The sequence below is a fragment of the Kitasatospora sp. NPDC087271 genome (assembly GCF_044744605.1).
In the GTDB taxonomy this organism is placed as follows: domain Bacteria; phylum Actinomycetota; class Actinomycetes; order Streptomycetales; family Streptomycetaceae; genus Kitasatospora.
Genome location: NZ_JBIUYQ010000021.1, coordinates 90,866 through 102,820 on the forward strand (window position 1 = coordinate 90,866; position 11,955 = coordinate 102,820).

Here is an 11,955-nt window from a genome sequence, read left to right on the forward strand (position 1 = left end):
GAAGGGGGCGCACCGCCGGCTGCGGTGCGCCCCCTGGGGTGGGACGGTCAGGAGGTCGGACGGTCAGGACGTCGGGGCCGTCAGGTCGTAGAAGGTGGTGGAGCCGACCGTCTTCGCGGTGAAGTGGCTCGTCACCCAGCTCTCGATCTGGGAGGTCTCCGACTCCTTCTCCCCGGTGTCGCCCCGTCCGCTCTCGGCCCCGCCGAAGCCGCGGTGGGAGCCGCCGGCGATGAACCAGTGCACCTTGCCCTCCTGGACGTACTTCTGGAAGCCGGCCAGGCTGAGCGAGGGGTCGGTGCCGTTGAAGCCGCCGAGGGCCATCACCGGCTTCCCGGTGGCGAGTTGGTAGCTGGCGGCGTTCTGCGAGCCGCTGGTGGCGGCCGCCCAGGTGTACTGGTCGGCGTTCTCCTTGAGCAGGGCGGAGGCCTCCTCGCTCACCTTGGTGCCGCCGAGCAGGCCGCCCATGCCGCCCGCGCCGCCCATGCCGCCCGCTCCGGGGCCGCCCGCGCCGCCCGGGCCGAAGGCGCCGGGATCCTCGCCGCTGCCGGGGTTGCCGGTGCCCGGGTTGCCGGTGTCGGGGTTGGCGCCCGTGCCGCGCTCGCGGTGACCGTTGCCGCCGCCCGGGCCCTTGCCCGAACCGCCGCCCGGCCAGCCGCCGTTGCCGCCGTTGAAGCCGCCCTGGCCGCCGTTGCCCCCGCCGTTGAACCCGTTGCCCCCGCCCTGGGCGCCCGGCCGGCCGCCGTTCTGCCCGCCGCCCCCGCCGGGGAAGCCGGGTGCGCTGCCGTTCTGCCAGCCGCCGTTCTGCCCGCCGCCGTTCTGGCCGGGCTGGAACGCCCGCCCGTTGCCCGGGAAGCCCTGCCCGCCGTGCCGGCCGCCGCCGCCCGGGCCGGAGGCGCCCTGGACGGCCGGCCCGGCCGTCACGATGGAGCCGCTGTGCGCCGTGCCGACGGTGTCCACCGCGTACGCGGCCGGCCCGCCGAGCGCCGCCGCCAGGCCGACCAGGCCGGCGACCGAGGCGATCCGGGCCCCGAGCCGCCCGTCGGCCCGCCCGGCCAGCTGTCCGGCGACCAGCGCGGCCGCCGCCACCAGCCCACCGACCAGCACCGCCCAGCGCAGCCAGGGCAGGAACTCCGCGCTCCGCCCGAGCAGGACGAACGCCCACACCGCCGTCACCGCGAGGGTGCCGGCCAGCACCAGCGCCCACGGAAGCCGGTGCCGGGCCCGCCACAGGCCGTCCACGCCCATGCCGACCAGCGCCGCGACGGCCGGGGCGAGCGCCACCGTGTAGTACTGGTGGAAGATCCCGGACATGAAGCTGAACACCAGCGCGGTGGACAGCATCGCGCCGCCCCAGACCAGGAACGCCGCGCGGGCGGTGTCGGTGCGGGCGTAGCGGCGGGTCGCCCACAGGGCGGCGACCAGCAGGATCAGCGCGGCCGGCAGCAGCCAGGCGATCTGTCCGCCGATGTCGCTCCCGAACAGCCGGGTGAGGCCGCTCTGGCCCCAGCCGCGGCCGCCGCGCATCGCCCCGGCCGGCAGGTCGAGCCCGGCCGGGAGCCGCCCGCCGCCGCCGACGCTGCCGGTCTCGTCGCCGTTGATCCGGCCGAGGCCGTTGTAGCCGAAGGTGAGGGAGAGGAAGCTGTCGTCCTGCGAGCCGCCGACGTACGGGCGGGCCGAGGCCGGCAGCAGCTCGACCACCGCGACCCACCAGCCGCCCGCGACCACCATGGCCGCGCCCGCGAGCAGCAGCTGCCGCACCCGCCGCCACAGGCCGGTGGGCGCGACGACCAGGTAGACCAGCGCGAAGGCGGGCAGCACGAGGAAGGCTTGCAGGGTCTTGGTGAGGAAGGCCAGGCCGAACATCGCCCCGGTGAACACCAGCCACCGGGTGCCCGCCGCCTCGATGGCCCGTACCAGCCCGTACGCGGCCAGGGTGAGCAGCAGGGCCAGCAGCGCGTCGGGGTTGTTGAAGCGGAACATCAGCGCCGCGACCGGGGTGAGCGCCAGGGTGGCCCCGGCGAGCAGGCCGCCGAGCGGGGAGAAGCGCCGGCGCACCGTCGCGTACACGACGCCGACGGTGGCGGCGCCCATCAGGGCCTGCGGGGCGAGCACGGACCAGGAGGACAGGCCGAAGACCCGCACCGAGAGGGCCATCGGCCACAGCGACATCGGGGGCTTGTCGACGGTGATGAAGTTCCCGGCGTCGGAGGAGCCGAAGAAGAAGGCCTTCCAGCTCTGGCTGCCGGCCTGGACGGCGGCCGAGTAGAAGGCGTTGGCCCAGCCGGAGGCGCTCAGGCCCCAGAGGTAGAGGACGACGGTCGCGGCCAGCAGTGCCAGCAGGGCCGGCCGCACCCAGCGCGGGTCGTCCGCGCGGCCGCGCCAGGCGCGGGCGGGGAGGGTGCGCAGCCGGCCGGACCAGGAGGCGGGGCCCTTGGGGCCGGTGGGCGGCAGGGGCTGCTCGGGGAAGAGCGGCGCCGGGTCCGGCCGGTCGGGGTCCGGCCGCGGCACCTCCGGCGGCGGGAAGTCCGCGGCCTCGGGCCACGGTTCGCCGGCCGGAGTGGAGTAGCTGGTCGTGGTCATGCGCCATACCGTGCGTGGTGTGGCTGAGAGGAGCGTGAGACGACGCTGTGAGACGGGTGTGATCTGCGGGGCGTTCGGGTGATCGGGTGATCGGGCGGGCCGCCGGGGGATCGGTCAGGCGGCCTTCGGCATGGTGAGGTGCTGGCCGAGCCACTCCAGGGCCGGGGGGATCTCCCGGGTCCAGGTGTGGAAGTTGTGGCCGCCGGTGTCCAGGGTGATGGTGGACAGCTTGGTGGGGGCCTTGAAGGCGCCGACCATGGCCTGGGTGTCGGCGTAGTTGTTCTCGTCGTAGCTGGTGGTGAGCAGCAGGGAGACGGGGGCGGCCGGCTGGTTCTTCAGCCGCCACAGCAGGTCGTTCTGCTGCTTCAGCTGGTCGTTGCCGCCGAAGAGGTCGCCGGTGGTCTCGTCGTGCGCCGCGCTGTAGTAGCCGGAGAGCGCGACCGCCGCGCGGTAGGAGTCGGGCTTGCGCATCGCGAACTTGAGCGCGCAGTAGCCGCCGGTCGAGTTGCCGATCACGGCGCGGCTCGCCGGGTCGGTGCCGAGCCGGTAGGTGGTGGCGAGCGCCTTGGGCAGGTCGGTGGTGAAGAAGGTCTCCGCCTGGGGGCCGCCCGGCACGTCGACGCACTCGGTGTCCCGGTTTCCGACGACCGTGGGGCGCATCATCACCAGGACGGTCGGCGGCAGCTTCTTCTGCTCGATCGCGGTGAGGGTGGAGGCCGGGTACTGCATCAGCGAGATCAGCTTCTCCGGGGTGCCCGGGTAGCCGGTGAGCACCAGGGCCATCGGGAACCGCTGCTGCGCGTAGTCCGGCTGGAAGTACTGCGGGGGCAGGTAGACGAACGCCTCGGTGCTCAGGCCGGTCGAGGCTCCTTTGACGGCGACCTGCTGGATCAGCCCGGAGCGCTCCCGGTCGGAGCCCTGGGCCGAGTAGAACTTCTGCTCGCCGGTGACGGCCACGGAGGCGTTCGGCGTGTGGTCGACGACCGTGCCCGGCTTGCCGTCGGTGCCGAGCAGGTCGCTCCAGGAGCTGTAGAAGCCGAAGTAGCCGTTGGCGATCAGGCCCATGGCGACCAGCACGGCGATCTGGGTGGCGAGGAAGGCGCCGAGCCGGCCCGTCCAGGACTTCCAGCCCTTCCCGCCGAAGCGCGGCCAGAGCCACATGGTGGCGCCGAAGACGAGGATCGCGACGACCGAGGCGACGATCTGGAGGGGGAGTCCGGTGAGGCTGAGCACGCCCCGATCGTAGTTGACCTCGATCAGCGCCCCCGGGCGCCCCCTGCACGCCCTCCGCACGCCCTCGGAATCCGGTTGACCGCGCCGGGCGGGCCCGCCAGCATGGCGGCGGACACGTGCACGTTGTGTGCGCGGGGCGTCACGGGGGCGGGGTTCATGAAGTCCATCACCAAGGCCGGTCTGGCCGTCGGCACCGTACTGCTGCTCGCGGCCTGCTCCAGCGGCACCGGGGGCGGCGGGGGGAGCGCCGCGGGCGGGCCGTCCACCGGCGCGGCCCCGGCCCCGCCCGCTCCGACGCGGACCCCGACCCCCACCCCGACGCCGCCGCCGTACGGCCCGGTGCTCGGTACGAACATCGACCCGGTGAACACCGCGCTCGGCCAGGTGGCCGGGGCCAAGACCCTGGGGGACCTCGACGGCGTGCTCGGCGGCATCGCCACCAGCGCGCGGACGGCCGGGCGGAGCCTGGGCCTGGCGGACGAACCGGCCGCGGTCACCACGGCGCGGACCGAGCTGGTGGCGGCGCTGACCTCGCTGGCCGCCGACGCGACGAAGGTCCGCGGCGACATCAAGAGCAGGGGCGTCTGCGCGGTGGGTTCCGCGCAGGCCGAGCTGGGCGCCTCGGAGGGCCTGGCGGCGGTGTCGGCGGCCCTGGCCAAGATGGCGGCGGCCGGCTACCCGACGACCTTCGCCGTCCCGCAGACCCCGAAGCAGCAGTCCCGTTCGTTGGACAACGGCACCCTGGTGCGCGAGGGGCGGCTGCGCGGCCAGGGCGTGTTCAAGGTCGACAACGGCGGCAGGGGGGACGCGGTCGTCTCGCTCGCGCTGAACGGCAAGTCGGTGCACTCGGTGTACGTGGCCAAGGGGCAGAAGGCCAGTATCGAGGGCGTCGAGGACGGCACGTACGAGGTGTACTTCGCGGGCGGGGTGGACTGGGACTCCGACGCGAAGGCGTTCACGCAGAGCTGCCGGTTCACCAAGTTCCAGGACACGCTGGCGTTCGAGACCGGGCGCACCGCGACGTCCTGGTCGATCACCCTCCAGCCGACGGTCGGCGGCAACGCCAAGACCGACGAGGTGGAAGCGGACTCCTTCCCGCAGCCCTAGCCGTAGCCGGAGCGGGCGGGCCGACGGGTGGACATGGCGCTCCGGCGGGCGGGCGGGCACGGCCGGTGCCGTGGGGTGCCATCGCGCCCGCCCTTAACGGGCATACCGGGGCGGATGGTTGCCGCCCCGGGCCGCAACGGCCGATTGCCGTCGGCGAGTTCGGCCAATACGGTTGACCACTTGAAGTGACCATGGCACTTTCGTGCGGCGCGGGCCTCGGCGACCAGTCGTACACCCCGCGATCCCCCACAAGGAGAGCCATGTTCAAGAGACTTGCCGCGATGGCCGGCGTCGGCGCCGTCGTCGCGGGCGGGCTGACCCTCGCCGCCGTCCCCGCGCACGCCGTCCAGGCCAGCGACCTGACCTCCACCATCGCGCTGAGCAACTGCTCGGCCTCGCTGGTGCGTTACCCCACCTCGGTGGCCGGCGACCGGGCCCTGATGCTCACCAACGGCCACTGCCTGCCGACCATGCCCACGGCCGGCCAGGTCATCCAGAACGCGAGCGCGAGCCGCAGCGGCACCCTGCTGGACGGCGCCGGCAACAGCCTCGGCACCGTCCAGGCCGACAAGGTCGTCTACGCGACCATGACCGGCACCGATGTCGCGCTCTACCAACTCACCGACACCTACGGCTCGATCAGCTCCAAGTATGGCGCCACCGCGCTGACCGTCAACGACACGCACCCGACCGACGGCGCCGCGATGTACATACCCTCCTCGTACTGGAAGCAGGTGTGGAACTGCTCCGTCAACGGGTTCGTGCCCACCCTGCGCGAGGACCAGTGGACCTGGCACGACTCGCTGCGCTACAGCTCCGGCTGCAACACCACGCACGGCACCTCCGGTTCGCCGATCATCGACTCCGCCAGCGGGCGGATCATCGGCATCAACAACACCGGCAACGACAACGGCGAGATGTGCACCCTGGACAACCCGTGCGAGGTCGCCGCGGACGGCACCACCACGGCCACCAAGGGCCAGAGCTACGGTGAGGAGACCTACTGGTTCACCACCTGCCTCGGCAACGGCCGGGTCATCGACCTCAACGTGGCGGGCTGCCTGCTCACCAAGCCGGCCGGCAGCGGCGCGGTCTCCGTCAGCAGCCCGGGCAACCAGTCGACCGCGGTCGGCGGTGCGGTGAACCTCCAGATCAACGCTTCCGGTGGTGCCGCGCCGCTGTCGTACAGCGCGACGGGCCTGCCGGCCGGGCTGGCGATCAACGCCTCCACGGGTGCGATCACCGGTACCGCCACCACGGCGGGTTCGTCGAACGTGACGGTGACGGTGAAGGACTCGGCGGGCAAGTCGGGTACGGCGAGCTTCGCGTGGACGGTGACCGGTGGCGGTGGCGGCACCTGCACGCCGGCGCAGCTGCTGGGCAACGCGGGCTTCGAGACGGGCTCGGCGGCGCCGTGGACGACGAGCTCCGGCGTGGTGGACAACAGTTCCTCGCAGGCGGCGCACGGTGGTTCGTGGAAGGCGTGGCTGAACGGCTACGGTTCCTCGCACACCGACACGCTGGCGCAGACGGTGACGATCCCGGCGGGCTGCAAGGCGACGCTGAGCTTCTGGCTGCACATCGACACGGCTGAGTCGGGCAGCACCGCGTACGACAAGCTGGCCGTGTCGGTGAACGGCACCACGCTGAAGACGTACTCCAACGCGGACGCCGCGGCGGGCTACCAGCAGCGGACCTTCGACCTCTCGTCCTACGCGGGCCAGAGCGTCACCCTGAAGTTCACCGGCACCGAGGACGCCTCGCTGCAGACGAGCTTCGTGATCGACGACACCTCCATCCAGACCGGCTGACGCACCACCAGCACACCGTCCGGCCCCGGGGCTCCCACACCCCGGGGCCGGACCGTGCGCGCCGGAGGCCGCCCGGTGTCACGCCCGGCGGGCGTCGGCGATCACGGCCGGGGTGGTGCCGAGCCACCAGGTGGGGTTGGCGGTGCCGTCGGTGGTGCGGCCGTCGCTGTGGACGTAGTGCCGGACGTCGCGGCCGGGCTCGGCGAGCTCGCCGTTCAGGGCGCGTTCGACCCATTCGGCGCCGAAGCGGAAGACCTCGGCGGCGGTGCCGCCCAGCGGGTGGAACTCGTTCTCGTAGACGCGCATCTCCTTGGGCGCGCGGATGCGCTCGTAGTTGGCCAGGGCCTGCTCCAGCACGGTGAGTTCGTCGAACTCGCCGATGCCGTAGACGACCGGGCAGGCGATCTCCCGGACCAGGTCGCCCAGCGGCATCCGGGCGACCAGCTCGGTGTCGAAGGCGTCCTCGTCGGTGTAGCCGGCCATGTACATGTAGTTGTTCTTGAAGGTCGGCTGGGCGCGCTCGAAGATGGTGGTGAAGTCGCCGGTGACGGCCTCGAAGGCGGCCAGCGCGGCGAGGCGGCGGTCGGTGGCGGCGGCGCGCGAGCCCCAGTAGCCGCTCATCGAGATGCCGAACATGCCGATGCGGGCCGCGTCGACCTCGGGCAGCGAGGCCAGGTGGTCGATGTAGCGGCTGATCGCGCGCTCGTAGTTGGTGAGGTCGACGGTCAGCCCGTTGGCCCGGCTCTCGCCCTGGCCCGGACCCTCGATGGACAGGGCCACGATGCCGCGCGAGGTGTAGTACCGCTCCGCCGCGTGGATGTAGTCCTCCTTGATCATGTCCATCCCCGGGCCGAGGATCACCGCGGGGGCGTTGCGGACCTCACCGGCCGGCAGGTGCAGCAGGGCGAAGATCTGCTTGCCCTCGAAGTCGAGGACGACGCGGCGCACCCGGTTGTCACGCAGCGCGCCCAGGCGCTCCACGCAGTGGTTGGCGTGCTCGCGGAAGGCGAGCTTGCGCGGGTCGGCGGCGTCGAAGATCGAGTACTGCGCGCGGCCCCACATCACCGAGGCGCGTACGTAGAGGTCGGCGGCGGTCTGGGCGAAGCCGCCGCGCTCGTGGTGGGCGGCGCGCTCCTCGGCCTGCCCGGCGATGGTGGCCCAGGCCTTGGGCAGCATCACGCCGCTCTGCACCAGCGCGAAGACCTTGTCGAAGTCGGTGTGGTCGTGGCCGAGCTGCTCCAGGGTGCCCTTGGCCTGGGGGTGCAGGGCGTCGAAGCCGCCCTGGGCGAGGGCGATGTCCAGGGCCCAGTTCTGTCCGGTCGAACGAACGGTCATGACAGGTGTCCTCCGTGTCGATAGGGGGCTCGGTGGCTGTGCCGCCGAGTCGCTAAGTACTTATCTATTAAGTACTTAGGATATTCTGTTGTCAACCCGACCGTCGATACGAGCCACGGAGGCCGCCCCCATGTCGCAGCCCCAACCCACCCCGGCCCGCGAGCAGGCCCTCGACCAGCTCGCCCGCGCCGCCTACAGCCTCAGCGCCGCCGACTCCCGACTGCGCGGACGCGCCACCCGCACCCCCGGCGCGCTCTCCCTCACCCACGCCCGGGCCCTGCGCGTCCTGGCCGAGACGGGCCCGCTGTCGATCGGCCAGCTCGCCGCCGCCACCGAGACCACCAGCGCCGCCACCACCCAGCTGGTCAACAACCTCGCCACGGCCGGCTACGTCGCCCGGGAGCGCCCCCCGGGCGACAAGCGGTCCGTCCTGGTCGCCCTCACCGACGCGGGCCGGCGCCGCCACGACGAACGCCAGGCCACCCTGGCGCGGGCGCTCGACACCGCACTGGCGCACCACGATGCCCCCGCCCTGGACGCCGCGACCGACGTGCTCCGGCAGTTGGCCGCCATCTACGACCGGCTCTGACCGGGAGGGCCTACCCTGCGGAAGGCGCGGCAAGGTCGCGCGAGGCCCTTTCCGGAGGCGAGCGCCCGTGACCAAGTACGTGATCGCGCCGGCCGTGGCGCTGCGCCTGGCCGGCGAGCGGGCCGTCATCCCGCAGGAGCACCGGCTGCTGGCCCCGACGCTGCTCCGCTCGCAGGTGCTGTCGCTCCTCTACCAGGCCGTCCGCCAGGGCGGGCTGACCAGGGCGGAGGCCGACCGCCGGCTGGACTACCTGCGCGCGTTGAGGATCCGGCTCCTCGGGGACCGCGTCCTGCAGTCCACCGCCTGGGGGATCGCCGAGCGCCTCGGCTGGCCCGACACCCTCGACGCCGAGTACATCGCGCTGACCCGGCTTCAGGCCGACGCGTTCATCACGCTCGACCTGGAGGTCGCCCGCGCCGCCGAGGAGCTGGTGGCCGTCGCCCCCGTCGAGGCCCTGACCGCCTAGGGCGATGCCGCCGCCGACCCGGCGCGAGGGCCCCCGACCCGCCGGGCCGTCACGGGGCCAGGGCGGCGGTGACGGCGGCTTCGGCGTGCAGGCGGGTGGTGGGGAAGGTGGGGACGGCACTGTCCTCGGGGCGTACGAGCAGTTCGATCTCGGTGCAGCCGAGGATGACCCCCTGGGCGCCGGCGGCCACCAGTTCGTCGATCACCCGGCGGTACGCCGCGCGGGACTCCTCGCGGACCAGGCCGAGGCACAGCTCCTGGTAGATCACCCGGTGGACCAGGGCGCGGCTGCCGGGGCCGGGGACGAGGACGTCGAGGCCGTGGGCGGCCAACCGGCCGCGGTAGAAGTCCTGTTCCATGGTGAAGGCCGTGCCGAGCAGCCCGATCCGGTGCAGTCCGGCGGCCCGGACGGCGTCCGCGGTGGCGTCGGCGAGGTGCAGCAGCGGGACGGGGGTCGCGGCCGCGACCTGGTCGGCGACCTTGTGCATGGTGTTGGTGCAGATCAGCAGCAGTTCGGCGCCGGCCGCCTCCAGGGACCGTGCCGCGCCGGCCAGGACCTCGCCGGCCTCGGTCCAGCGGCCGTCGGCCTGGAGCCGTTCGATGGCGGCGAAGTCGACCGAGTACAGCACGAGCGGCGCGGAGTGCAGGCCGCCGAGGCGGTCGCGGGTGAGCTCGTTGAGGAGGCGGTAGTACTCGGCGGTGGATTCCCAGCTCATGCCGCCGATCAGGCCGAGGGTCTTCATGCCGCCATTTATAAAGCAATTCGGGAATTGAAAGCAAAGGTATAAGGATTACTTGGAATCGTCCTGCGGAATCCAGCGCGGCACGCGGTGCTGCCATTCCCGGGCGAACACCACCGAACCGGCCTCCAGCGCGCGCAGCTGCACGATGCTGAGGAAGTGCCCGGCGTCGCAGCGCAGTTGGGTGCGGGTCTGGACGGTGACGTCCCAGCCGATGTCGGGGCGTTCGAGGCGCACGGTGTGGTCGGTGCGGGCCTGGGCGCTGAGCGGGGCGCCGGTGAGCACCCGGTAGGCGGTGACGGTGTGCTCGTCGCGGACCAGGCCGTCGGGGTGGGTGCGGCTGCCGTCGGTGGCGGGGGAGAGTTCGGCGCGCCATTCCCGGCGGCCGATGTCGTGCACGGTGACGTGCTCGGGCCGGGCGGTCAGCGGCTCGGTGCGGTGGATGTCGAGCGGCTCGGGCAGGGCGGGGGCCTCGAAGGCGACGGGGGCGGCGCCGACGTCGGCGGCGAGGTGCCGGGTGGGCAGGGTGAGGGCGGAGCGGGACGGGTCGAGCGCGTAGCCGGCGTCGTCCGGGGTGGGCCACACCCACGGCCAGTAGACCGAGGAGAGGGCGAGCCGCAGCCGGTGCCCGGCCGGGAGGGTGCCGGCGCAGGCGGCGAGCTCGACGTCCGCGTCGGGGCCGGTGGCGACCAGGACGCCCCGGGTGAGCAGCGTGGAGGTGCCGTCCGGGCCGACGGCGCAGAGCCGGGCGGTGATCTGGGCGGGCGGGCCGCCCTCGCGCAGGCGCAGCCGTACGGTCGGGGTGCCGAGCACTTCGACCGGTTCGGGCAGCGGGTGGGAGTCGAAGCAGACCGAGCGGCCGTCCTCCTCGCGCTGGTCGGGCGGCTGGTCGGCGGGGCGGCCGCGCGGGACGTAGGCGCCGGCGTTGAGGCCGGTGTGCTGCGGGGAGCGGACGCGGACGTGGCGGTCGTCGGAGGCGGTGCCGGCGGTGCGCAGCGGGCCGTCGAGGCCGTAGTGGATCTCCCGGACGTCGGGGGAGGGCCAGGTCTCCTCGCCGGTCCAGCGGGTGTCGATCCAGCTGCGCAGGGCGGGCTCCGCCAGGGCGCCGGTGTCGAGGTCGCGCAGCCAGTGGTCCCACCAGCGCAGGGTCTCGGGGAGGGTGTCCTCGGGCAGGCCGTGCGGCCAGGGGCCGAGCAGGGCGCGGGCGGTGGGGGAGGTGGCGAGCAGGCGCAGGACGAAGGAGCAGGACGGGTCGCCCCAGCCGGCGACGGCGAAGGTGGGGGCGGGGACGGGGACGGTGGTCCCGCCGGCGGCGAGCCAGGCGTCGACGGGCGGGTCCAGGGATTCGAGGCGGGCCAGCCAGCCGGTGCGCCAGGCGTCGCCGACGTGCCGGGGGTCGGGCGGGAGGGCGGCGTCGGCGACCAGGGCGGTGAGCCGGGTGTGCAGGTCGGCGGCGAGCAGGGCGCCGCCGAGGCGGTGGCCGCCTTCGGGGCAGGCGGTGACCACGGCGCCGACGGTGTCGGGGGCGCGGGCCGCGAGCAGCAGGGCGGTGGTGCCGGCGGCGCCGACGCCGAGCAGGCCGACCCGGCCGCTGCACCAGGGGCGGCGGGCGAGCCAGTCGAGGACGGCGGCGCCGTCGTCGAGCTCCTGGCCGCCGCCGGGTTCGCCGGGCAGGCCGTCGGAGTTGCCGTGGCCGCGGGTGTCGACGCGGACGGCGCCGTAGCCGTGGCCGGCGTACCAGGGGTGGCGGCGGGCGTCCTCGGCGGCGGTGCGGTCGGTGAGCCGGCCGGCGGAGTACTCCAGCACGGCGGGGACGGGTTCGTCGCTGACCGGGCGCCACAGCCGGGCGGCCAGCCGGGTGCCGTCGGGCAGCGGGATGCGGACGTCCTCGCGGGTGGTGCGGAAGGGGTAGGACGGCATGGCCGCTCCCATCGGATCCCGGGCCGGTGAGCGCCGGAGGGTCCGCGGCGCGTACGGGGAGCGCGCCGCGGGTGTCGGCATCTCGACCCTAGGGGAGGAATCGTCCGATTTCCTGACGAAGGGCGTGCACTCCCGGTGAGGGGCGTGCGTTCCCGGCGGGGGGCGCGCGCGGTGG

At 73.8% G+C, this 11,955-nt stretch carries 8 protein-coding genes and 2 pseudogenes; 5 read left to right on the top strand and 5 right to left on the bottom strand.

Features of this window, described 5'->3' with window-relative positions; all coding sequences use genetic code 11:
- Positions 1-63: 63 nt before the first annotated feature.
- Both ACIO9K_RS29025 and ACIO9K_RS29030 read right to left on the bottom strand, forming a co-directional pair.
- Positions 64-2,580, bottom strand: a complete 2,517-nt coding sequence (locus ACIO9K_RS29025) for an ArnT family glycosyltransferase (protein WP_400334435.1) — start codon at positions 2,578-2,580, stop codon at positions 64-66.
- A 114-nt stretch (positions 2,581-2,694) separates the two neighbouring features.
- Positions 2,695-3,813, bottom strand: coding sequence for an alpha/beta hydrolase-fold protein (locus tag ACIO9K_RS29030; protein WP_363619020.1), 1,119 nt, complete (start codon positions 3,811-3,813; stop codon positions 2,695-2,697).
- Between the two features lie 156 nt (positions 3,814-3,969).
- Here ACIO9K_RS29030 and ACIO9K_RS29035 point away from each other — a divergent pair, with 156 nt between their 5' ends.
- The 3 genes and pseudogenes from ACIO9K_RS29035 to ACIO9K_RS29045 form a co-directional block, all read left to right on the top strand.
- The gene (locus tag ACIO9K_RS29035) at positions 3,970-4,920 is read left to right on the top strand and encodes a hypothetical protein (protein ID WP_400334437.1); all 951 of its coding nucleotides are present in this window, start codon (positions 3,970-3,972) and stop codon (positions 4,918-4,920) included.
- Positions 4,921-5,201: 281 nt separating this feature from the next.
- Positions 5,202-5,798: pseudogene (locus tag ACIO9K_RS29040) on the top strand (serine protease); the annotation flags it as partial.
- Positions 5,799-6,011: 213 nt separating this feature from the next.
- Positions 6,012-6,731: pseudogene (locus tag ACIO9K_RS29045) on the top strand (putative Ig domain-containing protein); the annotation flags it as partial.
- Positions 6,732-6,809: 78 nt separating this feature from the next.
- Here ACIO9K_RS29045 and ACIO9K_RS29050 read toward each other — a convergent pair.
- Positions 6,810-8,066, bottom strand: coding sequence for an alpha/beta hydrolase (locus ACIO9K_RS29050; protein ID WP_363619023.1), 1,257 nt, complete (start codon positions 8,064-8,066; stop codon positions 6,810-6,812).
- 130 nt (positions 8,067-8,196) lie between these two features.
- On the opposite strand from ACIO9K_RS29050, the gene ACIO9K_RS29055 reads away from it, so the two are divergent.
- Both ACIO9K_RS29055 and ACIO9K_RS29060 read left to right on the top strand, forming a co-directional pair.
- Positions 8,197-8,655 carry a MarR family winged helix-turn-helix transcriptional regulator gene (locus ACIO9K_RS29055; protein ID WP_400334439.1) on the top strand — a complete coding sequence of 153 codons (459 nt, stop codon included), beginning with the start codon at positions 8,197-8,199 and terminating at the stop codon, positions 8,653-8,655.
- Between the two features lie 67 nt (positions 8,656-8,722).
- On the top strand, positions 8,723-9,121 hold the full coding sequence (locus ACIO9K_RS29060; protein ID WP_363619026.1) for a type II toxin-antitoxin system VapC family toxin: 399 nt from the start codon (positions 8,723-8,725) through the stop codon (positions 9,119-9,121).
- A 49-nt stretch (positions 9,122-9,170) separates the two neighbouring features.
- On the opposite strand, the gene ACIO9K_RS29065 is transcribed toward ACIO9K_RS29060, so the two are convergent.
- Positions 9,171-9,863, bottom strand: a complete 693-nt coding sequence (locus tag ACIO9K_RS29065; protein ID WP_400334441.1) for an aspartate/glutamate racemase family protein — start codon at positions 9,861-9,863, stop codon at positions 9,171-9,173.
- Between the two features lie 48 nt (positions 9,864-9,911).
- Positions 9,912-11,780, bottom strand: a complete 1,869-nt coding sequence (locus tag ACIO9K_RS29070) for a CocE/NonD family hydrolase (RefSeq protein ID WP_400334443.1) — start codon at positions 11,778-11,780, stop codon at positions 9,912-9,914.
- Between the last annotated feature and the right edge of the window lie 175 nt (positions 11,781-11,955).

What these genes read in the sequence shown, in the direction of transcription:
- ACIO9K_RS29025 (WP_400334435.1), bottom strand. Translation starts at nt 2,580, where the DNA reads ATGACCACGACCAGCTACTCCACTCCGGCCGGCGAACCGTGGCCCGAG.
- ACIO9K_RS29035 (WP_400334437.1), top strand. Translation starts at nt 3,970, where the DNA reads ATGAAGTCCATCACCAAGGCCGGTCTGGCCGTCGGCACCGTACTGCTG.
- ACIO9K_RS29050 (WP_363619023.1), bottom strand. Translation starts at nt 8,066, where the DNA reads ATGACCGTTCGTTCGACCGGACAGAACTGGGCCCTGGACATCGCCCTC.
- ACIO9K_RS29055 (WP_400334439.1), top strand. Translation starts at nt 8,197, where the DNA reads ATGTCGCAGCCCCAACCCACCCCGGCCCGCGAGCAGGCCCTCGACCAG.
- ACIO9K_RS29065 (WP_400334441.1), bottom strand. Translation starts at nt 9,863, where the DNA reads ATGAAGACCCTCGGCCTGATCGGCGGCATGAGCTGGGAATCCACCGCC.
- ACIO9K_RS29070 (WP_400334443.1), bottom strand. Translation starts at nt 11,780, where the DNA reads ATGCCGTCCTACCCCTTCCGCACCACCCGCGAGGACGTCCGCATCCCG.